Origin of the sequence: Psychrobacter sp. NPDC077938, assembly GCF_044542635.1 — a bacterium.
Taxonomy (GTDB): Bacteria; Pseudomonadota; Gammaproteobacteria; order Pseudomonadales; family Moraxellaceae; genus Psychrobacter.
The window spans coordinates 89811-111816 of record NZ_JBITUW010000008.1; the positions used below are offsets into that span (position 1 = coordinate 89811).

The 22006-nt window shown below is 42.1% G+C and carries 22 protein-coding genes; 11 read left to right on the plus strand and 11 right to left on the minus strand.

Annotation, left to right across the window (positions count from 1 at the left end; genetic code table 11):
* Window positions 1–119 precede the first annotated feature (119 nt).
* Window positions 120–1295 (minus strand): class C beta-lactamase, encoded by a 1176-nt coding sequence (gene ampC, locus ACIGBM_RS12795; protein WP_397478007.1) that lies wholly within the window; start codon window positions 1293–1295, stop codon window positions 120–122.
* Window positions 1296–1905: 610 nt separating this feature from the next.
* On the opposite strand from ampC, the gene ACIGBM_RS12800 reads away from it, so the two are divergent.
* The gene (locus ACIGBM_RS12800) at window positions 1906–4263 is read left to right on the plus strand and encodes an ATP-binding protein (protein ID WP_397478008.1); all 2358 of its coding nucleotides are present in this window, start codon (window positions 1906–1908) and stop codon (window positions 4261–4263) included.
* 33 nt (window positions 4264–4296) lie between these two features.
* Complete coding sequence (locus ACIGBM_RS12805) at window positions 4297–5235, plus strand: response regulator (protein WP_397478009.1); 939 nt, start codon at window positions 4297–4299, stop codon at window positions 5233–5235.
* A gap of 188 nt (window positions 5236–5423) precedes the next feature.
* Here the strand turns inward: ACIGBM_RS12805 and ACIGBM_RS12810 are convergent, their stop codons facing one another.
* Window positions 5424–5729, minus strand: a complete 306-nt coding sequence (locus ACIGBM_RS12810) for a LysR substrate-binding domain-containing protein (RefSeq protein WP_397478010.1) — start codon at window positions 5727–5729, stop codon at window positions 5424–5426.
* Window positions 5730–6187: 458 nt separating this feature from the next.
* Here ACIGBM_RS12810 and ACIGBM_RS12815 point away from each other — a divergent pair, with 458 nt between their 5' ends.
* The 3 genes from ACIGBM_RS12815 (at window position 6188) to ACIGBM_RS12825 (ending at window position 8693) form a co-directional block, all read left to right on the plus strand.
* Window positions 6188–7051 carry an SDR family NAD(P)-dependent oxidoreductase gene (locus ACIGBM_RS12815; RefSeq protein ID WP_397478011.1) on the plus strand — a complete coding sequence of 288 codons (864 nt, stop codon included), beginning with the start codon at window positions 6188–6190 and terminating at the stop codon, window positions 7049–7051.
* Window positions 7052–7238: 187 nt separating this feature from the next.
* On the plus strand, window positions 7239–8288 hold the full coding sequence (locus ACIGBM_RS12820) for a zinc-binding alcohol dehydrogenase family protein (RefSeq protein ID WP_298810964.1): 1050 nt from the start codon (window positions 7239–7241) through the stop codon (window positions 8286–8288).
* A 99-nt stretch (window positions 8289–8387) separates the two neighbouring features.
* The gene (locus ACIGBM_RS12825; protein ID WP_201569072.1) at window positions 8388–8693 is read left to right on the plus strand and encodes a putative quinol monooxygenase; all 306 of its coding nucleotides are present in this window, start codon (window positions 8388–8390) and stop codon (window positions 8691–8693) included.
* A gap of 166 nt (window positions 8694–8859) precedes the next feature.
* Here the strand turns inward: ACIGBM_RS12825 and ACIGBM_RS12830 are convergent, their stop codons facing one another.
* Both ACIGBM_RS12830 and ACIGBM_RS12835 read right to left on the minus strand, forming a co-directional pair.
* Complete coding sequence (locus ACIGBM_RS12830) at window positions 8860–9105, minus strand: zinc-binding dehydrogenase (protein ID WP_397478061.1); 246 nt, start codon at window positions 9103–9105, stop codon at window positions 8860–8862.
* Between the two features lies 1 nt (window position 9106).
* Window positions 9107–9580 carry a winged helix-turn-helix transcriptional regulator gene (locus ACIGBM_RS12835; RefSeq protein WP_397478012.1) on the minus strand — a complete coding sequence of 158 codons (474 nt, stop codon included), beginning with the start codon at window positions 9578–9580 and terminating at the stop codon, window positions 9107–9109.
* 102 nt (window positions 9581–9682) lie between these two features.
* Here ACIGBM_RS12835 and ACIGBM_RS12840 point away from each other — a divergent pair, with 102 nt between their 5' ends.
* Both ACIGBM_RS12840 and ACIGBM_RS12845 read left to right on the plus strand, forming a co-directional pair.
* Window positions 9683–10411, plus strand: a complete 729-nt coding sequence (locus ACIGBM_RS12840; protein ID WP_397478013.1) for an SDR family oxidoreductase — start codon at window positions 9683–9685, stop codon at window positions 10409–10411.
* 56 nt (window positions 10412–10467) lie between these two features.
* Window positions 10468–11055, plus strand: a complete 588-nt coding sequence (locus ACIGBM_RS12845; protein ID WP_397478014.1) for a 2-hydroxychromene-2-carboxylate isomerase — start codon at window positions 10468–10470, stop codon at window positions 11053–11055.
* Window positions 11056–11226: 171 nt separating this feature from the next.
* Here ACIGBM_RS12845 and ACIGBM_RS12850 read toward each other — a convergent pair whose 3' ends face one another.
* Window positions 11227–11973, minus strand: a complete 747-nt coding sequence (locus ACIGBM_RS12850) for a carbon-nitrogen hydrolase family protein (protein ID WP_397478015.1) — start codon at window positions 11971–11973, stop codon at window positions 11227–11229.
* A 122-nt stretch (window positions 11974–12095) separates the two neighbouring features.
* A complete protein-coding gene (locus ACIGBM_RS12855) occupies window positions 12096–12986 on the minus strand; it encodes a LysR family transcriptional regulator (RefSeq protein WP_397478016.1) in 891 nt (296 codons plus the stop codon).
* A 131-nt stretch (window positions 12987–13117) separates the two neighbouring features.
* Here ACIGBM_RS12855 and ACIGBM_RS12860 point away from each other — a divergent pair, with 131 nt between their 5' ends.
* Together ACIGBM_RS12860 and dddP are read left to right on the plus strand one after the other, a co-directional pair.
* Entirely contained in the window at window positions 13118–13987 is an 870-nt protein-coding gene (locus ACIGBM_RS12860; protein ID WP_238070073.1) for a DMT family transporter, read from the plus strand.
* A gap of 194 nt (window positions 13988–14181) precedes the next feature.
* Window positions 14182–15534 (plus strand): dimethylsulfonioproprionate lyase DddP, encoded by a 1353-nt coding sequence (gene dddP / locus ACIGBM_RS12865; protein ID WP_397478017.1) that lies wholly within the window; start codon window positions 14182–14184, stop codon window positions 15532–15534.
* 88 nt (window positions 15535–15622) lie between these two features.
* Here the strand turns inward: dddP and ACIGBM_RS12870 are convergent, their stop codons facing one another.
* Together ACIGBM_RS12870 and ACIGBM_RS12875 are read right to left on the minus strand one after the other, a co-directional pair.
* Window positions 15623–16237: a GNAT family N-acetyltransferase gene (locus ACIGBM_RS12870; protein ID WP_397478018.1), complete on the minus strand. Its 615-nt coding sequence runs from the start codon at window positions 16235–16237 to the stop codon at window positions 15623–15625.
* Between the two features lie 133 nt (window positions 16238–16370).
* Window positions 16371–17246 (minus strand): MBL fold metallo-hydrolase, encoded by an 876-nt coding sequence (locus ACIGBM_RS12875; protein WP_397478019.1) that lies wholly within the window; start codon window positions 17244–17246, stop codon window positions 16371–16373.
* Window positions 17247–17393: 147 nt separating this feature from the next.
* Between ACIGBM_RS12875 and ACIGBM_RS12880 the strand changes: the two genes are divergently transcribed.
* Window positions 17394–18287, plus strand: a complete 894-nt coding sequence (locus ACIGBM_RS12880) for a LysR family transcriptional regulator (RefSeq protein ID WP_397478020.1) — start codon at window positions 17394–17396, stop codon at window positions 18285–18287.
* A 114-nt stretch (window positions 18288–18401) separates the two neighbouring features.
* Here ACIGBM_RS12880 and ACIGBM_RS12885 read toward each other — a convergent pair whose 3' ends face one another.
* The 3 genes from ACIGBM_RS12885 to ACIGBM_RS12895 all read right to left on the minus strand — a co-directional run bounded on the left by ACIGBM_RS12885 (window position 18402) and on the right by ACIGBM_RS12895 (window position 20894).
* Window positions 18402–18791 (minus strand): ester cyclase, encoded by a 390-nt coding sequence (locus ACIGBM_RS12885; protein WP_397478021.1) that lies wholly within the window; start codon window positions 18789–18791, stop codon window positions 18402–18404.
* Between the two features lie 168 nt (window positions 18792–18959).
* Window positions 18960–19616, minus strand: coding sequence for an oxygen-insensitive NAD(P)H nitroreductase (gene nfsB / locus ACIGBM_RS12890; protein WP_397478022.1), 657 nt, complete (start codon window positions 19614–19616; stop codon window positions 18960–18962).
* Window positions 19617–19919: 303 nt separating this feature from the next.
* A complete protein-coding gene (locus ACIGBM_RS12895; RefSeq protein WP_397478023.1) occupies window positions 19920–20894 on the minus strand; it encodes a hypothetical protein in 975 nt (324 codons plus the stop codon).
* Window positions 20895–21066: 172 nt separating this feature from the next.
* Here ACIGBM_RS12895 and ACIGBM_RS12900 point away from each other — a divergent pair, with 172 nt between their 5' ends.
* Window positions 21067–21981: a LysR family transcriptional regulator gene (locus ACIGBM_RS12900; RefSeq protein ID WP_394123960.1), complete on the plus strand. Its 915-nt coding sequence runs from the start codon at window positions 21067–21069 to the stop codon at window positions 21979–21981.
* The last annotated feature ends 25 nt before the right edge of the window (window positions 21982–22006 follow it).

A 22006-nucleotide genomic window follows, 5' to 3' on the forward strand; every position in this document is an offset into this window, starting at 1 on the left:
CTCTCAACTTCAGAAAAAAGTCCTTTATACTGATATAAAGGACTTTTTTACATTCATTATATTGGTTTAAACAAGGTGAGCGTCACTAGAAACACAGTAACGTTCTATTTTCTTCTACTTCAATTAGCCATCGCACTTTGCAGGATGGTGTAAGCCGCTTTGACCCTCTCTGCGTTGGGGTAGTTCTTATTTGCCAAAATGACAATACCAGATTTTTTTGCGGGAATATAAGCGATATATCCACCGAAACCATTGGTAGCGCCTGTCTTGTTCACCCATACATCGTTTAAAACAGGTGTCGGCTGATTGTTTGCTGTAATGTGCTGTGGCTTGAGTGCCACATCCGTTGAATTACCTTCAAGCAGTGTGTCTAGCTGAGTGGGGAATGGATACATCTCCCACGCCAATCCTTGTGTAACAGTGCTCGCTTGATAGTATCCCTTTCTAGTGTTTTGCAATGACTGTTGAATATCTTTATCCAAAGGGATTAACCCCATATTAACCGCCATGTAATGGGTCATATCCGCGCTGGTTGATTTAATACCATAGGCTTCGGCGTCCAAGATACCAGGGTTAACTCTTATCGGCTCTCCAGCAGCGTTATAACCAAACGCATAATCGCCCATTTTGTCGTTAGGAACATTGACAAAGGTACTAGGCATATTGAGTAAGGGCAGTATTTTATCTTCCATCACCTGTGTGTAATCAGCGCCCATACTCAAGGCTGATATATGGCCGAACAGTCCTATACTGGCGTTAGAGTATAGACGTTTTGAGTTGATAGGGAAGGCAGGTTGCCACGACTTATAGTAGCGGAACAATTCCTTGTTGTTTTCGATATCGTTAGGTACTTGAAGTGGTAGACCACCTGCCGAATAGGTGGCTAGGTTGATAAGCTTGGTGTTACCAATGGAGCTGTCTTGTAGATAAGGAATGTATTTATCAGCGGTATCCTCCAAGTCGAGTGTGCCATTGAGCTCTGAGTAACTGGCCAAAGTCGCGGCAAAGGTCTTACTGATAGAGCCCAACTCAAAGATAGTGTTTTCTGAAACAGCCTTACCAGATTGCTTGTCAGCCAAACCATAGTTATAAAAAGACGACTTTCCATCGATAATAATGCCAAACGCCATACCTGGAATATCATGTGCTTTCATTAGCGACTTGGCTTGTGCATCTACTGTGCTTTTCAGATGACTGTCGCTGTCTGCTGCTTGCACTTGTCCAGATATCAATGAGGCGGCAATGACAGCAGTCAGACCAACTCGGCTAAAAAGTGTTTGCACTGATTTTTTCATGATTATATTACTTGTCCGTTTTGTTAGAAGTAGCGGAGGTCTATTCCTTTAGCGAGTCTGCAAATAGGTTACTGACTTCGAGAATGTCATTTCGTATTTCCCTATTTTATTTTTACAGAACCTCCGTATTTTTACAGAATACCAATATTCCGGCAAGCTGAAATCGGTGTATTGAACACGGATTAAGGGCTAATTCATACCTCTACTATGAATGTTTAAACGTATTTGTCTCTCATTTATTGAGGAATTGTCGTGTGCGCGACAAACTTCTAAGCGCTGTTATGAAATTATAGTCTACAGGCAAGGGATGTCGTCAATGATAAACCTTAACTTATCACTAAATAAATTAATCAGGGATAAATGATGAATAGTAATCAAAATGCTTATGGTATTGTCTGCGCTGTTTTTTTTTGTTTGACAGCAATTTGGCGCATTTTTTTTGTTATGTTTAAAATGAGGACAAACCCTAAAAACACAACTTTTGTCATTATCTTGTCATAACCGCATCGTATCCTTGAGCTCACTATGAATGGTGGCTGCGTATGGCTGATGTCTTGACTTATTGTATGAGTCATTGATAACAGTAGGCGCATCAATACAAGGTTTGTTTATGAGTGTGGCTAATCGGCTTGGTAGTATTTCCACGCGCATGCTGATTATTTTGGCATTGGCTTTTTTATTGATTATTCTGATGGTGTACTGGGTTATTGAAACCCAAGCGAAGCCGCGCCTACTAGAGATGACTTCAGAAACAGTGGTTGAAACGGGTAATGAAGCAATCAATAGCATCATGGCGAGTATCAGCCATGTCGATGGATTGGCAAAGGCGACCAGTACGATGGCTGGTGGCTTGCCAAAAGAAGACGTTCTTTATAAAGAAACCTTTGGCAATCTCATGCAGCAGACGGACCTGCGAATCGTGGGCGGAGGTGTATGGTTTGACCCCAATATGTATGAGCAAGGTCGAGAGCGTCAGTCGTTTGTGTGGGCGCGTGATGAGGCAGGCAACATGCAACCATCAGAACGCTATAATCAAGTGAGCCAAACACCCAATCCTTATTATCGAGATTGGTGGTACATTCCAGCGATGTATGCACGTCATGACCACTGTGTCTGGAGCCGTGCGTATGTGGATCCCGTGAGCAATCAGCCGATGATGACTTGTGCCAAGTCGTTATATGACAGTCGTAACCAAGCTTTTGATGGCGTGGTGAGTTTTAATTTGTTATTGGATAATCTCGATGATGCCATGCAAAAATGGCAAGATAAGGTAGGTGGTTACGTCTTTTTGGTAGACCTGGACAATCGGTTTTTGACCTTTCCTGATCAGTCGATGGTCACTCAAGTGACGGAAGATAATCCTCAGGGCGAAATGGTAACCGCACATCAATTGGCCAAGAAAAACCCTAGCTTTGCACCTATTGCTGATCGCCTAGATAGTATTAATCGCACACTGATCGATGAAGCGACTGCCAAAGATGAAGGCCGTTTCACGCTCGCCGCCCGTAGTATTTTGAGCACGACCAATTTGGACAAAATCAGCGAACAAGAATCCCAATTACTCTCCGCATTATTGCTATTGAACATCGATCAGACGTTTAATTTAGTCGGCAGTCATTTGGTCGATACCATCGCTGTGCCCAATGATTTTGTGTTGCAGCAGTCTGCCACCGCTTTTGTGTTTCGTATGCCGTTTACGTATTGGAAAATGGTCATCGTTAAGCCTGATAATGACATGATGAGCGTGGCAAATGCACTGTCAAACCAGCTGATTCAAGCCATGCTATTGGGGTTTATTCCGATTTTATTACTGACTGCATGGGTGTTTCGTCGCTACTTTACGCGTCCATTAAAGCACATGGCAATGGCCGTGGCTGATATGGGCACATTGATTGAGCAAAAACAATATCAAAAATTAAGCGTGCATAAATTGCCACACTCAAATGTCAGTGAAATCCAAGTCATCAGCGAGCAGACCAATCAACTGATTGATCGTGTCGTCGAAAACGAAGGCGCGCTTGCTGAAATAAATGTCCATCTAGAGAGCCAAGTGACCGCCCGTACGAAAGATTTGCAGCAAGCCATGGACGAATTAAAAGCCTCACAAGTGCACCTAGTACGCTCCGAAAAAATGGCCACACTCGGTCAGATGGTGGCAGGCGTGGCGCACGAGGTCAATACGCCTCTTGGCTATGTGCGTAGCAATATGGAGCTGGTCGGTGATAACCTCATGCGTTTTGATGAGCTGATACAGCATACCGATCAATTATTGCATGCGTTAAAAGAACCAGAGGCTGACCAAGCACAAGTGACTCAATTGATAGAGGAGACCTTGCAGTGTTGTGAGGCAATTAAAGAAGATGAAGTCAGTGAGGATTTGACAGATTTGATCAAAGACGGCCTGTATGGCGTCGATCAGATTGCGGAGTTGGTCGTGAGTTTGCTTGATTTCTCTCGAATTGACGAATCCAAGGTAAAAGAGGTCGATATCAATGACTGTATCAACACGTCTTTGGTGATGGCACGTAATAATCTAAAAACTCTAGATGTCAGCACCAGTCTGGCTGAGCTACCATTGATTCAATGCAATCCTTCGCAAATCAACCAAGTATTACTCAATCTATTTAATAATGCCGCCCAAGCCATGCCAATGGATCATAAAGGGGCATTACAGATCCTCTCGTCTGTTGATGAGTCGCGACAATACGTGGCAATCAGCATTACAGATAATGGTGCTGGTATCAAAGAGAGTATTTTAACGCAGATCTTTGAGCCCTTTTTTACTACCAAAAAAGCTGGTGATGGCACAGGGTTGGGATTGGCTATCACAGCACAAATTATCGAACAACATAGCGGTCGCATCGAGGTCAGCTCAATCGTTGGCACTGGAACGACGTTTACCATCCTGCTGCCGATACAGTCTATCGCTCATAAAACCGAATCTTCACAGGCCTTATTTGAAAGTTGAGAGACTTCCAACTACTTATTTAAAGAGAGCCTCATGCAAAAACCAAAAATTGCCTTTATCGATGATGAACCACGCATTTTACGCAGTTTAAAAATGCACTTCCGACAGTCACACGATGTGTTTATCACTACTGATGCTACTGAGCTGATGGAATATATCAGCGCGAATGAGGTACAAGTGGTCGTCAGCGATCAACGCATGCCAGATAAGCAAGGTACAGAAGTGTTGCGTGATATCAAGGCGGCATCCCCGAATACTATTCGTATCTTATTGACGGGGTATGCAGATCTGAATGCAGTGATTGATTCTGTGAATGAAGGCGAGATTTATCGCTATATCACAAAGCCTTGGCAGAATGATGAACTCAAAAAAACCGTTAATAAAGCCACAGAGATTGCTCAAAAAACCCAAGAAATCACCCAAAATGTCACTGAAAATCATGATACTCAAAACCGTATTCATGCCAGCATTGATAGCAAGCGTAGTATATTGGTGTTAGATGATGATGAGAGTGTCTATCAGCAAATAAAAAGTCATTTTAAGAGCGCTTATACCGTGAGCTGGGCAAGCAATATTGAGCAGGCTGCAAGCTTATTACAAAAAAAACGCTTTGGCGTCACTATTACGGATTCGATGCTCAATAAAGAAAACATCACTCCCATTGTTTATGCACTAAAAAATATTCAGCCTGATCTGATGGTGCTCATGTTGACCGAGTTCAAAGATGCACATATGGTGATTGATTTGATTAATAAAGGTCAGGTATATCGCTGCCTACCACGACCGACCAATTTTTCTATGATGAGTATCAGTCTTGATCGGGCGTTTGATCATCACGAAAGATTGGTACAGCAACCGATATTGGCAGCTCGCCATCATGTTGAAGCAGTGCCAGAATCAGAGACGTTGAACTTTTCTGACAAAATAAACCGTTTTTTTGCCAAATTTAGAGGTTGGCGTATTGGAAGGTGACGTCAATCCAACATAAAAGTGATACATATGATTATCATCTTGCTAGTAGGTTTTACTATGTGCTGATGGTTATAAGTTTTCTCATTGGCTGCTCGCAAGCATAACAGAGGCTGCACAATATTTATCCCAGTAGAACCGTATGCTCTTTAAGAGGAGTCGACTGTATTTTGTTTAAGGTCGAACGCTATTCAAGCCAAAACATTTTGCACGCAGTCGATTAAATATTCCTTTACGGCATTGAACAGTGGGTCAATCAATCGTCGTTCAGGACAGATCAAATATAGTGGGTAGGGGGCAACTTGCCAACCCCCTAGTTTAATTTCAATGTGCCGTCCTTCTTTTATATCAGAAATAATGTCTAAACGAGATTTTAGTGCAAGACCATATTCCATTATTGCCCAACGCCTGACCACGTCACCATCTTCTGCCCGATACAGCGACGCTCGCTTGTTTGCCCAAGCCTTCAAACGTCCATTGACTAAAATATTTGTCATTGTGTCCCAGACACAGACAATTGTGTTCAGCCAATGCTGGCGGTGTCTTAGGTTCACCAAACTTCTCTAAGTACATAGGCATTGTCCAAGATGCCCAGTGCATCCTTACAGTGCTGTAAAAGCTGCTCACCCTTGTTAGTAAGGCGGAGCTTGCGCGTCAAGCGGATGAACAATTTGTCCTATTGAGATACGCTAATGGAGGACAGGCCCTCGTTTGAGAAACATCAGACTAAACAGGACGGTTGTATTGTCTCAAATATAACAAACAACCGCTTAGATATCGATCTAAATAACCCCTTAAAAACAACCTACTTTCAAAATTATATTGAAAGTGTTTTAGGTGATGACTACTGTTTGACCCACAACACTTTCATTACAATGGACGCTATCACGACGGATAAAATAGAACAGGTATCCAAAACTGAAACAATAATTCAAACAAATAATAAGGGCGGTTTATGACTCTGAACACCACTAAAACAATTTTAATTACTGGCAGCACAGATGGCATTGGCAAATTGGCAGCTTTAAAACTGGCAGAAGCTGGACACCAAGTGTATTTGCATGGCCGCGATGCTGACAAACTTGCTAGCGTCATTGCAGAAGTTCAAGCAGTCGCGACAGGCGCAGCAGTAGATAATATTGATGGGTTTGTGGCTGATTTTTCTGATCTAACGGATGTGCTAAAGATGGCAGCAGACGTCAATGAAAAACTGCCAAAGCTTGATGTGCTCATAAATAATGCAGGGATTTATACCACGGCATCAGCAATGACGAAAGACGGTTTGGATGTACGTTTCGTAGTCAATTACCTAGCGCCTTATGAGCTGACCAATGCTTTGTTGCCTTTGCTCAAGCAGTCTGATAAAGCGCGTATTGTGAACTTAAGCTCAGCTGCGCAAGCGTCAATATCTTATCAAGCACTTGCAGGTCAAACCCGCCTCGATGATAAAGATGCTTATGCCCAAAGTAAGCTGGCATTAACCATGTGGAGTATGGCATTAGCTGACACAGTCGTTAGCAACGTTATTAATGTCATCGCTGTCAACCCAGGCTCGCTGCTGAACACAAAAATGGCTAACGAAGCGTATGGTCAGCATTGGTCATCAGCAGACAAGGGCGCAAATATCCTAACGGAGTTGGCCATCTCCGATGAGTTCGCTAACGATACTGGTAAATACTTTGATAACGATATAAAAGATGGCGCACATGGCGATGCAAGAGGGGCGTTTGGACGACCACATGCTGATGCTCTAAACCAAGCAGCCATTACAGAGCTTGAGCAGCAGACTCAAACAGTATTGCAGTCAATTTTTGCATAAGATGCATAAGATGCATAAGATGCATAAGATGCATAAGATGCATAAGATGCATAAAATTTGCATTTAGCAGCATTAATAAATTTCGAACAATTGAACCATCACTAACTATATTTTCAAATAACTATATTTTCAAATTTTATTATTAAAAACTTTCTCATTAAAAACAGGACACAATATTATGCAAACTATCAAAGCCATTGGTTATCAAAACAATCTACCTATCGATAACGAACAATCGCTACAAGACATTACCCTTGATAAACCAGTTGCTTCAGGCCGCGATATCCTCGTAGAAGTAAAAGCCATATCAGTCAATCCAGTAGATTACAAAATCCGTGAAGGGCGTCCTGCTGCAGAGGGTGAGTACGCTGTTATTGGTTGGGATGCTGCTGGTACTGTGACGGCTGTCGGTGAAGATGTCAGTTTATTCTCAGTAGGCGACAACGTCTATTATGCTGGAGATTTGACCCGTTCAGGCAGCAATGCTGAATATCAGTTGGTCGATGAGCGTATCGTTGGACACATGCCAGCCTCTTTGTCTTTCGCTGAGGCAGCGGCATTACCACTCACAACGATTACGGCTTGGGAGATGTTATTTGATCGTTTACAAGTGCCTGTCTCTGATAGCGCAGCGAATGACAGCGGTAGTAGCGAGAATGCTAATAACGTCTCAGTATTGGTCATTGGCGCAGCGGGCGGCGTTGGATCTATCTTAACTCAGTTATTAAAAACAAGAACATCTGCCACGATTATTGGTACAGCTTCGAGAGATGAGAGCGTGCAGTGGCTCAAAGATTTGGGTGCTGATCATGTCATCAATCACCGCAACCCATTGTCTGATGAACTACAAAAAACAGGTATTGCTGAAGTAGATTATGTTGTGAGTCTCAATAATACTGAAGATCATTATGAAGAAATCATTAAATGCTTAAAGCCGCAGGGTAAGCTTGGACTGATTGATGATCCAAAATCATTAGATGCCAACCCTCTTAAAACCAAAAGCTTAAGTCTGCACTGGGAGTTTATGTTTGCACGCTCAATGTTCAATACGCCAGACATGATTGAACAGCATCATTTATTAAATGCGGTGGCAAAATTGATTGATGCAGGCGAGATCAAAACCACGGTCGCTCACAACCTTGGGGCTATCACCGCTGAACATCTACGTAGTGCGCACCAAATGCTAGAAAAACAGCAAGCGCATGGCAAGATTGTATTAGAAGGCTGGTCTGCATAACGCATAACGCCATTTAGATTAATAGGTCCAATGTGACGCTTTTAGCAGACACGTTGGACCTATTTAAATCAATGATAATAACAAATATAGGATAAATAGATGAGCACGCAAGCAAACAAACCACTTACCATCGTCGCCACTATCAAAGCCAAACCTGAGCACGTTGAACAAGTTAAAACTGAGCTGCTTAAACTGACAGCAGCATCACAAGATGATCAAGGTTGTATTCAATATGACTTACATCAAGAAAATGCAAATAGTAACGGTTTCGTGGTTTATGAGATTTGGGAAAACAACGAGTGTCTTCAGCAACATGTACAAAGCCCGCATTTCCAAAACTATGTACAAGTAACAGATGGGATGGTCGATGAATTTGTCGTTACTGAAATGACAGTTATCTCATAGATTTGATCTATATTCTGCTACTAACAATAAAATGAATGGTTGAAAGTCATGACTGATAAGGTTGACTTTTATGCTTCAAAACAGCGTTTATTGATTTAGATATAAATGGCTTTGAATAAAACATTCAAAGCCATTTATGCACTATTTATTTGCTATTGAACGATAATTATTCTTGAGCAACGTTCAAAACGATTTTACCGACATGTTTCTTTTCTAAGAAAACCGCTTGAGCAGTATGTATCTCTTTTAATGGAAAGGTACACGCCACGATTGGATTTATTTTACGTTGTTCGATACAGTTAACAAGGTTTTGGAATACTTCAGGCTGAAGTACGGTACAGCCGTAAAAGGTTAAGTCTTTTAAATAAAGTGTTCTGATATCTAGCTCTAATGGCTTATAAACCGCTACTATATTAAATACTCACTCCATCATTACCGATCCATTTGGGACCTATTTCAACCTCAATATCACGTGCGGTAACGGCCTCAACGCACTCGGAGCATACTGTCACAGGATGCATAATGTGACCACATGCTTTGTGTCTATGCAACAGCGGCGCCCCGCGTTCATCAGCCATGTATTTATCACCCCAACTGACCAATGCTAGTACGACAGAGTGCAAATCTAATCCACACTCTGTCAGTCTATATTCCTCACGTAGCGGCCGCTGCTGATAGGCGACTTTTTTTAAAATATCGTATTCAACCAGTTTGCGAAGACGGTTAGATAGGACATGACGTGTAATGCCCAAGCGTTGCTCAAATACGTCGAATCGCCTGACTCCCAAAAAACAATCGCGTAAAATCATGAGCGTCCAACGATCACCAATGACTGCTAAAGTGCGAGCCACTGAGCAAGACTGTTGGTCCAGTTCATCCCAGCGCATAGGTTATCTCCTTTATCTTTAAGCTATAGGTTAGCTTGACAGGGTCCAAAAATAAAGCTATGTTTTTGTTAGTTCTAAAAAGGAACCTATAAGGAAATAGATATGAACAGAGCACCCGTAGCAGTTGTAATCGGCGCAGGCGATGCCACTGGCAGCGCTGTTGCCAGACGTTTTGCGCGAGAAGGTTTTACTTTGTGCGTGACCAGAAGGACTGTTGAGAAGCTAGAGGCATTAGTCAGTGATATCGAAGCGGCTGGGGGAGTGGTCAAGCCATTCGGTTGTGATGCACGTGTCGAGCAAGAGATGGTTGAGCTGTTTGCTCATATTGAAAAAGACATTGGGCCGATTGAAGTAGTAGTGTTTAACATCGGGGCAAACGTTCATTTCTCTATCTTAGATACGACAGAGAGGGTCTATCGAAAAGTGTGGGAGATGGGTGCCTTGGCTGGGTTTTTGACAGGTAGAGAAGCGGCAAAAGTCATGATTCCACGTGAGAGGGGGACAATTATTTTTACGGGTGCAACAGCGTCTTTACGCGGTAGTAAAGGTTTTTCAGCTTTTGCGAGCGCTAAGTTTGCTCTGCGGGCATTGGCACAAAGCATGGCGCGCGAGTTGGGACCTAAAGGCATACATGTCGCACACCCTATCATTGACGGTGCTATTGACACTGATTTTATTCGTGACAACTTTCCTGAGCGCTATGAGCTAAAAGACCAAGACGGTATTTTAAATCCAGAACATATCGCTGAGCAGTATTGGCAGTTGCACTGTCAGCCAAGAGATAGCTGGACACATGAGCTGGATTTGCGCCCATGGATGGAAACTTTTTAATCTTATCTAGTTAGTAATCTTTAAGATTCTTAATATATATTGCAAGGAATGCCAGGATGAGTAAGCAAGTAGAGTTTTTCTTTGATGTGGGTAGCCCAGCCAGTTACTTGGCATGGACACAGTTAGCGAGTATCGCGCAGCGTCACAATGCCGAGATTGTTTGGCGACCTATGTTACTTGGCGCAGTGTTTCAAGCCGTTGGTAACACCTCACCAGCTGCCGTACCTGCTAAAGGCGCTTATATGCTCAAAGACCTTAAGCGTTTTTCAGCCATCTATGACGTGCCTTTTCGCTTCAATCCATTTTTCCCAGTCAATACGATGCAGCTTATGCGCGGTGTTACCGCTTATTTGGGGACACCCAAATTTGAGAGTTATTTATCCGCTGTCTTTAATGCGCTATGGGCTGAAAAGTTAAATATGGAATCACCAGAAGTCGTGGCTGAAGTTCTGTCGAAAGTGGGCATTGAGGCGACTGATTTTATGGCGCGTATTAGTGAGCCTGAGGTCAAGGCGCGTTTAAAATCTAGTACCGAAGAAGCAGTAGCACGAGGCGTATTTGGGGCACCAAGTTTCTTCGTAAATAGTGAAATGTTCTTTGGTCAAGACCGGTTGAGCTTTGTTGAAGATGCTTTGAGAGACTGAGAATAGTAAGTCATAGGATATATAGACTGCGCTGTACTAGCTCAACGATAATCCATCGGCTCTCAAGCCACCAAACATCAGCCGCGATACGTAACCGTGATTTTTCTTCACTGTGGTTTCTCTAGAAAACAACCTTGCCACTCAGTTTAATGATGAAGCTCTATGGTTACATTAAGACAAGTCTATATAGTGATAGTTTTGTTTAGACTGCTCTAGTTCCTCTAAATCTATATCTACTGTGACTATATCTGGCGACGAACCAAGTTTTTTGATGATTCGTCCCGTAGGAGAGACCATTAGACTCTCTCCTACAAACTGACCGCCATGACCGACGCCGACACCATTGCAGGTAATCACAAAACATTGGTTCTCTATAGCCCGAGCTTGAGTCAATACATAGTGGGTATTTGCATAGGGAGACATATTGCCGTTTGGCATAAATATGATCTGTGCGCCTTTTTTTGCCAGTGCTCTTGAGCCTTCTGGAAACTCTAGCTCAAAACAAATCTGAGCACCACAAACCATATCATTAATGCTAACCACTGATAAGTCTTCTCCGCTTGTAAATACCCCAACATCATCAAGCCAAAGTTTTGACTTTCGGTGTTTATGAATGATTTTGCCGTTTTTTATAAAAGAACATGCGTTATAGAAAAGTTGATCCTGTTTGTCAATATGTCCAATAATGATGGTTGAATCTGTATTTTTGCTTGCTTTCAATATGCTGTGAAAGTGCTCTGTTGATTGATGATACAACGCTTCAATATTGTCTAGCGTCGGAAAGCCAGTCAAAGCAAGTTCTGGAAAAATCATAAAGCCATCACAAACTTGATTATCATGGATTGATTTTAATATCGCAGAAGCATTTACTGATACTTGGTAATCGGTAATATCCATCTGATTGAGAATTATTTGCATAGGTCTTGCTCTTTATCGTAGGGAGTTGATACTTTCACAGTGCTTATTGGTCGCAATTATAGGTAATACTCGTTAATGACGGTCTTTAGAAAAGCTTATTTAAAATGCTATTTAAAACACTTTTAAAGACATTGTGATTCTAACCAACGACTCAATTTAATGATGTCTGGTTGATTTGACTTTAAGTCATTATAAAAAAAATAGAAACTGTCGCCAGTGAGTAATTCATGCATTGGGATTTTGACAAGATTTTGCTGATGTGTTTGTTCTAGCATCATATAGTTGTCGGTAAGCGTAATACCTAAGTTATAACGTGCAGCCTGTGCGGCAAGCAGTACATGGCTAAATTGATTAATCTTTACCTCGCTTGGCAGCTCAAACCCGCCTGCTTTACACCATTTTAGCCAATCATTAGCCGTACCTTCACTTTTGTCAGAATATTTTACGGACAGTATAGGGTGTTGCCATAACGCCTCAGGCAATGGCTGATCCTTCATTTCTGCCCAAAGCTTTTGACCACAGACAGGAAATAGCTTCTCAGCGAATAAAAGCTTGCTGACTACATTGCGTTTCGGTGGATTGACGGTAATAAAGCAATCCGAACACTGCTCATTATAGTCGTCTTGGTCTGTCACCATATTTAAGGTCAGCTCAATCTCTGGGTGCTGTTCGCGGAAGTTTTCTAACCGAGGAATCAACCAATTGACAGCCACTGAACTATACAGTGCTAGGCGAATATGCCCAGGCTGGTCATTTCGAATGGCCTGACTGGTATTGGACAGAGCCGTCAGCGATTGATTTACTTCTGTGAAATAACGCTCGCCTATATCTGTTAAAGAAAGGGTTCGGCCCTGCCTATAAAACAACGCTTCACCAAGATATTCTTCAAGCGTTCGAACCTGATGACTCACGGCACTTTGCGTCACGTTGAGGCTTTCTGCTGCCTTAGAAAAACTATTAAGCCTTGCTACAGATTCAAAGCATTGTATGGCACGTAATGGGGGGAGTTTCATTATGAGTTCAACTAATACTAAACGTTTTTATATCATTATACGTCATGAGTATACGCGAATATACTATTTATCTGACCATTAGATTAAATGGCTTAATTTAAAATTTTATGTATTTTGAGATAGGTATAAGCATGATAATGCCGAAGATGAGTGTTGGATTTGCAATGATACTGTTGGTTGCAGGAAACATGATTGCAGTCCTTTCAGATGCACTGATAAAAGAGTTGCCAGATGGTGCAGCGGTCTATCAGTTTGTGCTATTGCGTCAGCTAACAGCTGTCTTGATGCTACTACCGTTTTGTTTATTTAACCAAAAAGCCAAGCTACTTAGTAACGTAAAATGGCATTTTGTACGTGGGCATATTTGGTTGTTTGGCGCGGTATTTATGGTGTTGTCTATCCAAGCGCTACCGCTAGCCACGGTCAATGCGATTTTTTATACTGCGCCTTTACTGATGTTGCCTTTAGGGTTTCTGTTTTATAAAGACAGACTCACAGCACCAAGCATCATTGTGGCAATACTAGGCTTTATAGGTATTCTTGTCGTGGTAAAACCAACACAAATTAATATGGGTGCTATATTTGCGCTGATCGTGGCCTTAACCATGGCGACAAACAACCTACTAGTGCGTAAATTGCCTTCGAATCACACCGTTGCTCAGACCTTGTTTTTGACTAATTTAGTCGGAATACCGTTGGGGCTTGGTTTGGCTATTTGGGAAAATGCTCCTTTGAGTTGGTACGCGCTATGGATAGCAGCAGGCTCAAATTTGTTTATTTTGATTTATGCGGGTATCTGCGTACTGGTCTACCGAGCGGTTGAAGCACATAAAATATCTAGTGCAGAATATACTGGTCTGTTAGGAGCGGTGGTTATCGGCATCGTATGGTTTGATGAAATACCTGATATCAGTCTTTTGATAGGTTCGGCTCTTATTGTCTTACCTTTAATTTGGCTCGCCACGCTTGAGTCTATTAAATATAAAAGAACAGCCTTATAGCGTTTTGAAACATAGAGAGCGGAGAAAGAAAGCGTCATAATATTAGCATGACTTTATGTCATGAATTCGTGTGTTTAAATCGTTTTTTCATACTCATTTTCTGTGGCAAATTACTATAGATACAACCATTCAGGCAAGGCTCTAGTCTTCAATGGAGCCTGTGTTTGTTGGAGTTATTACTATAGGGAGGCCAAATGATGAGCAATATAACCACATTCTCAGTGACATCTTCAAATCGAAAAATCGACCCTTCACGGCGTCGAGGTGGCACGTTCAAAGCTGATGGCTCTCTTAACGACAATGACCGTGTCGAGATAGGTCCAACAGATCTTGCATTCAATGAGTGGGCTGAGCTAGGGCTGACACCTCCTAACCTTGCACGAATGCGCGAATACCGCCTCCAAAGAATCGTAAAAGAACTACAGAAAAGAGATCTTGGCGGCATCTTATTGTTTGATCCTCTTAATATTAGATATGCGACTGACTCCACAAATATGCAGGTATGGGTAACCCACAATCACTCTAGAGCCTGTTTTGTATCTGTATCAGGACATCTTATTTTATGGGATTTTCACAATTGTGAGCACTTATCAGCACACCTTCCTTTGATCAAAGAAGTCAGAGGAGGCGCTTCTTTTTTCTACTTTGAAACCGGTGATAGAACTGACGAACATGCCTCTAGATTTGCTTCAGAAATTCAATCTATTTTACAGGAGCATGCTGGAGACAATAAAAGATTGGCTATCGATAAAATTGAAATTGCTGGTTTCAATAAGATAAAACAGTTAGGAATCGATGTTTTTGATGGTCAGGAAGTGATGGAGTTTGCTCGATCTATTAAGAACGAAGATGAAATCAATGCCATGCGATGTTCAATTGCCTCAACAGAGGTGGCGATGAAGTGCATGCAAGAAGCAACAGTACCCGGTATTACTGAGAATGACATATGGTCTATTCTTCATGCGGAAAATATTCGTCGAGGTGGTGAGTGGATAGAATGTCGAATTCTTTCTTCAGGGCCGAGAACCAATCCTTGGTTTCAAGAAAGTGGCCCTCGAACTGTGAAGGAGGGTGAGTTACTTGCATTTGATACAGATTTGATTGGCCCTTATGGAATGTGTGCAGACTTGTCTCGAACTTGGATGATTGGAGAGTGCTTGCCAAGTGCAGAGCAAAAGCATCTCTATCAGGTAGCTTATGAACATATCCAACACAACATGACTATATTAAAACCAGGAATGACATTTGAGGAGGTGACAAGATCTGGTTTATTGCTGCCTGAAGAATATAGAGCGCAAAGATATGGTGTGATGATGCATGGCGTTGGTCTTTGTGATGAATACCCGTCTATTCGTTACCCCGAAGACCTTGAATGCCATGGCTATAGTGGTGTGCTTGAGCCGGGTATGGCACTCTGCGTCGAAGCGTATGTAGGTCGAGTTGGTGGTAAAAATGGTGTCAAACTTGAAGATCAAATCATTATTACAGACACTGGGTTTGAAAACCTTACTAACTATCCATTCGAAGCCGCTTTATTGGCTAATTAAAGATAGTTTATTGGTTGTCCGAATATTGTCTCAGAGCTTTTGGATTATGCTTGTTTGGTCATCATGGATGATTGTCTCTATAAACTTGTTAAGACAAGAGTTTGATATAGGTGAAGTGCATTATCTGCGGGTTTAGATGGTTGGGATACTCATCAACACGCTGATAGCCATTGTTGTCATAGTATTGATAAGTACATAAAGTGTCTGTATGTAATGCATACGTGGTTACGCCCTGTGCCACGAGATAAGTCTCAAATGCTTGAATCAACGTCGCTCCAATACGGTGACGACGATAGTCTGGATCTACACAGAAGAACTGTAGCTCGCTATCAAAATTGACTGTTTTTCGTTTAGCACCAGCCGTTTCTTTTTTCTGTAAATCACTTAATACCTGTCGACCTTGTTCAGATAGACCCAGCTTGTGTTCTATCTGATCAATAATAGGCTTATCATCGAATGACAAAGCTTTATGTGGATCTTGTCTAGTGTTCCCTATCACCACACCACAAATGATGTCATCATATTCTGCAACTTGTATAAAAGTAGCATGATGACAGTCTTTCGCAAGAAATAGGGTAGCCAGTTGCTTTAGAACCTGCTTATCTGTAGCAGTAGTAAATACACTCAAATTCATATTGACGACAAAGAGGTCGACAATGGCTGTAAAGTCTTCAGGCGTAGCACGACGATACTGTATTGTCATTAGTTACTCTCATCTATCATTAAAAGTGCTAGCGTATGCTGATTGATCAAGCATTCATACGCCAGCATTTTGACACTCGTATTTCGCTAACGGACTTAGCAAAATATAATAATTTTTACCTAATAGTCCGTATTTACCACTTCATTTCACCTGTATTTACTTTACTGCCTATTTGTAAACTAGTATCCCCAGATAACGCGGGATAAGCTGCTTCCATGGTAGAAATCACTTTTTCTGACTGCTTGGAGTTTTGCTTTTTTGCCTCACCCAGTGCTTGCTCAAAGGTTTTTAGATAACTGAGGGTGAAATCAACAGCATAGTCTTTTTTGAGTAGGTTGCCTGAATAGTGACCTGGTATCACAAGGTTTGGCTTTAACTGCTTCATTTGTTCCAATGATTGCATCCACTCGCTACGAGCTTCTTTAGTTTGAGTATCAGCAGTCCACACATGCATACCTGATGTTACTGACACACCGCCGAAAACTGTTTTTGACTCTGGTACCCACATATATGCTTGATGGGTTCCCATCTCTTTGATTTCGATTTTGTGACCTTCTAGGGTCAGTGTAGACTGATCAAGTGTTTGCGGTACTGTGATCTTGGTAGGCGCATGTTTACCAAGGATTGGGCCCCAATGCTTTAATTTTGCATCTTTAGTGGCTTCAATGTGTTTAATAATAGAAGGGCTAGACATAACCTTTACATCAGGGAAGGCTTTGACTAAAGGCTGAAGACCGAAATAGTAATCTGGATCGCCTGCCGTGATATAAATCATTTTTAGGTCTTTATTACTTTTTTTGATCATATCAACCAATGCTTCACCATCTTTAACACTAAACTGTGCATCGAACAAAATAGCATCTTTCTCGCCACTTGCCAGCACAGAGGTCACTGGGAAAATAGCATTTTGATCTGGTTTATATGCTTGCAGTTGTAGATCGGCTGCGTTTACTTGGGTTGCGAGCAGTAGCACACTGGCCGCCATAGAAGCTGTCATTAATTTTTTCATAATTCACCTATATTTTCGTTTGAGTAAATAGACCGCGTTAATAGCGGTATTCGTTGTTAATGGCTATTCTATTCGATTGTATTTCGTTTAAATACGCTATAATTCAGCATTTACTATTTCAGTTTTCGCGCAAATAAGGATGGAGAGATGGATAGGCTGACCGCGTTGCAGGTGTTTGTTACGATCGTTGAACAAGGTAGCTTGAGCCGTGCCGCGGACAATTTAGACATGTCTAGAGCTAAGGTAACGCGCTATCTGACAGAGCTTGAGAGTTGGATGGATATGCGCTTATTACATCGCACGACTCGAAGTCTGAGCCTCACTGCACCTGGTGAGCAGACTCTTGAGGTGGCGTACCAGTTGCTTGGATTGACCGACTCGTTGGATCAGATACGCAATCAGAATACTTTGGAGCTAAAAGGTCAGCTGCGAATCACTGCCAGCTTTTCGCTGATTGATAGCCTTTTGATGGATGTGGTTGGTCGCTTTGTTTCTCACTGGCCTCAAACAGCAATTGATATTCTTACCACTGATGATTCAGTCAATTTAGTTGATGCCCGTATCGACTTGGCGATTCGTATCACCAATGACTTGGAGCTAAATGTCGTTGCCAGACGTATCGGTGAGTGCCACTCTATCGTATGCGCTGCACCTGAATATTTACAAAGTCGTGGCAGACCTACAGATGTACAGTCGCTTGTACATCACAACTGTCTATCATTTGCGTATTTTGGACGGTCGGCATGGGTGTTTGATGGGCCAAATGGTCCAGAGTCTGTTCCTATCTCTGGCAATATCAGCGCCAATATCTCTGAAGTCTTGCTCTCTGCCACGTTGCGTGGACACGGGATCAGCTTACAGCCATCTGGCGCAGTCAAGTCTTTGATTGCATCTGGACAACTTATTGAGTTATTGCCTGAATGGAAACCCAAAACTTTAGGTGTTTATGTAGTTTATGCCAATCGAAAGCAGGTGACACCACTACAAAGAAAGTTTATTGATTTTCTTGCCGAAGAAATAAAGCGTTCGCCTTATTGGTAGCAAGAAACTCATAAGCCAATAGGTATTTGTTACTACTATGATTAAGGATTAAAGGCGTAGATTATGCATAGTCTGATTACGCATAAAAGGGGTCATCGCTTCTATATATATGAACTAATACATGGTTTGATGATTAGCAGAATCTTTGGGTATTTGTTGGATAGAATCCCAATGCTCGACAATTTTCCCACTATCATCAAATCGAAAGAAATCCATCGTCACGAATTCATCGATGGTTTTATCTTCATTATGCCAGACTTGATGGGTATGCAATGAGACTAAGTCATCTTCAGCGATACAACGTACAAACTCAATTGACTTATTCGGATACTGTGCTTGCATCCGTTCAAAGTATTCAATAAATCCTGATTTACCATTGGCTACAGCGGGATTGTGTTGAATATAATCATCGCCCACATAATCAGCGACGGCCTTTTGTGGATTACCCTCGTAAGCGGTCTTATAGAACGCGATAGCATTCTTTTTATTGTTTGCCAAATTCATCGTCGTCTCCAGTTATTATTTATGTTTATTTTAAAAGCAATACAGTAAATTAATAAGAAATATTATCAAAAAACGTCAGAAAATCTATAGCAGAAACTCAAACGGCCAATAGCAACGTTAAAATTATGCTTATTGACCATTTGATAATGTTTAGACCCTAATGATTGCTTAAGCCTTAATAAAAATAGTTTCTTCACTCAAGCGTGATTTAGGTATTTTGGCATTAAAGTCATCATCGCTGCGGTAGCCAAACGATACCACTGCCACAGCAGAATATCCTTTGCTACGTAAGTCGAACTCCGTATCAAGCGCCTGTAAATCAACCCCTTCCATAGGGACGGTATCAATACCCAAAAGCGCGCTGCCCAATAGTACCCCGCCCATGTTGAGATATACCTGTTTGGCAAGCCAATGTGGCTCATCTTTGGTATCGAAGCGATGCATATCTAAGAACAATTGGCGACCTTGATGCATCTGTGCTTTGAATTCTGGCTGCGCATAGCGACCATCTTGATCTTCTTTTTCTAACACCGCCTGCATGTATTCATCGTCGGCATGGATGCGAGTACAGAAAACCACCACGTGTGAGGCATCTAGGACTTTAGGTGTATTAAAATGAAAGGCACCTTGCGTGCTTTTGGCAATGCGCGCTTTGCCTGCGTCATCATCTGCAATGACAAAGCTCCATGGTTGAATATTGGTGCTTGATGGACTCATTTGTAGCATGTCTTTGATCTGCTCAAAATCTTCAGCAGATATCTTTTTATTGACATCAAATACTTTGGTGCTGTAACGCCAGTTTAGTGCTTCATTAATGGTTTTCATGATTGTCCTTAAGTAAAGTAAGTTTCAGTTTTTTAGTCAGCTGGTAATACAAACGGATTTAACAAACGGTGCTACTCAATCCTTAGCGTTCATCGTTAAGTTAATTGATTAGTCCGTCCTAGTGATGACTCATAATAGTAAAGTTCATACATTAGAGCCACTAGCTACAAGAGAAAACACTTTCAATATTATTTTGAGAATATAGCGTTTTTAATCTATCTAAAGGTTATTTATTAGCTATGTTAGGACGTATAATGAAGGTGATTTATCAATTGATAAATCCATTAAACGCATAAGCTCATCTTAAAAGGGGGCGAAATTATCAGGCTGACTGTGCGTAGCAGTCCAACGTTGATTGGCATCAATATGACTATTAAGCCCAACTCCTCGTGGTACTTGCATATTATCGCCATACAACCAAAGCACCATATTGGTACGTTTGCCACTAGTGATTGGATGTGCGGCGTGCGGCACCGAGCCTCTATGAATAATCGCCATGCCAGGTTTGAAGATGGCACGTTTGGTTTGCCCTAAATGGCGATCGACAAAGTCAACTTCTGATCCAGTAAAGTCTTCGCCTGGCAGATTTAGGTTAATATTCATCGTCACCGCTGAAGCATCAGTATGAAGTTGTAGCGATGTGTCGCCTGTCGGCTGGTATTGAATCGAGAACCCAAAGGTCTGAGTGTCATAGCCATAAACATTGGCAAATAATAGCCGAGCGATAGGGCGCATATATTGATTCATGACTTTATGATAAAACGCCTGAAAATTAGGGGTGGCCAGATAGCCTAGCGAGCGCGCATCTAGCATGGCCCCATTACTGTTCAATGCGATACCATAAGGAGGACGTATGGGAATGTTAGCGTCTGCGATTGCTTGCAGATAATGGCGCAGCGTTGATAGTTGTGTTGGGTCAAAGAGTTGCCCCTGATATACGTCAGGTAGTATCTCTTGCCATAAATTTTTAACAGCCATCTCCGTAGAAGGAGTGCGCCATGCTTGCGTCACTGCATCACGTAGAGTTGGATCAAATAATGAGTCATCAAGTACAGGCAAGTCATGCTCAGTGGTTTCCCACTCTGCCCATGCTTGCTCTAATAACTGGCTGTTTTGATGCCAGAAATGCTCTACCGATGGTGCACGTCTAAGCATGTTTGATTTTGAAGGTAGTGGTAAGTTGCGTGCTTGCTGTAGTGCGCTTTGTTGATTATCTCCATCATGGTGGCTATGGTGTTGAGTATCCTGTGTGCTTGTAGGCCGTATTATAGTATCCATCGTGTATCTCCAAATGTGTGAGTAAACCTTATAGGTGCATGCTACTATAATTAATGATTTTGATAATCAGCAGGTTTAGAGAAACAGTTTCAATAATTTTTATATAATAATGAGGCTAGCAGCAAGCGATGGTGGTTGCTAAGTTAGACGCTAATTGAACGAAGGCATGACGATGAAAAATTTGCAGGATTTACGTATTTTTATTGAGACCGCTCGCTTAGGCAGCCTATCTGCCTGTGCTCGGCACTTAGATCTGTCGCCTGCAGTTGTGAGTGCAGCGGTCAAGCGATTAGAAGCCGAAATTGAGACGGTATTATTTGTTCGCTCTACTCGTAGGCTGCGTCTAACTAGCAAGGGTGAGCAGTACTTAAAGCATTGCCGAGATGCGGTGGCTATCTTAGACAATGCTTATGCAGGACTACATGACAATGATGCCGAGCTGACGGGTACCATTCGACTGTCGGCATCATCAGATTTGGGACGAAACCTAATTTTGCCTTGGCTGGACGATTTTATAGACATTCACCCAAAAGTGACGGTGCAGCTACATATGTCAGACAGCTATGTGGACTTGTACGGTCAGCAGATTGATTTGGCACTACGTTACGGCGCACCCAAAGATTCGTCACTGGTCGCATTACCTATTGTATTGAATAATCGCCCTATACTGTGTGCGTCAAAGGAATATTTGAGCAAAATTGATAAGGGTATCGGTATCCCAAAAATGCCAGAAGATTTATCGCAGCATAACTGTTTACGTTTGGGGCATGATGAAAAGTATTTGAGCGAGTGGACTTTTGAGAAAGCGGGCAAGACTAAACGTGTGGCCGTGGATGGCAATCGCAGAAGTAAAGACGGTGACGTTGTACGCCGCTGGGCAGTGGCGGGTAAAGGCATCGCATTAAAGTCTCAGTTAGATATAGCCGGCGATTTAAAGGCAGAGAGACTTGTCGAGGTAGAGTTGGACGGCTGGCAAGTGGCCAACTATCCGCTGTATTTGATTTGTCCAGAACGGCGCTTAATCGATCCATTGTTTAATGCGGTCAAAGAATACTTGATTGAACGAGTAGAGCAGGTGTTAAGGTAAAACGAGAACTAATGATTACCCTGTT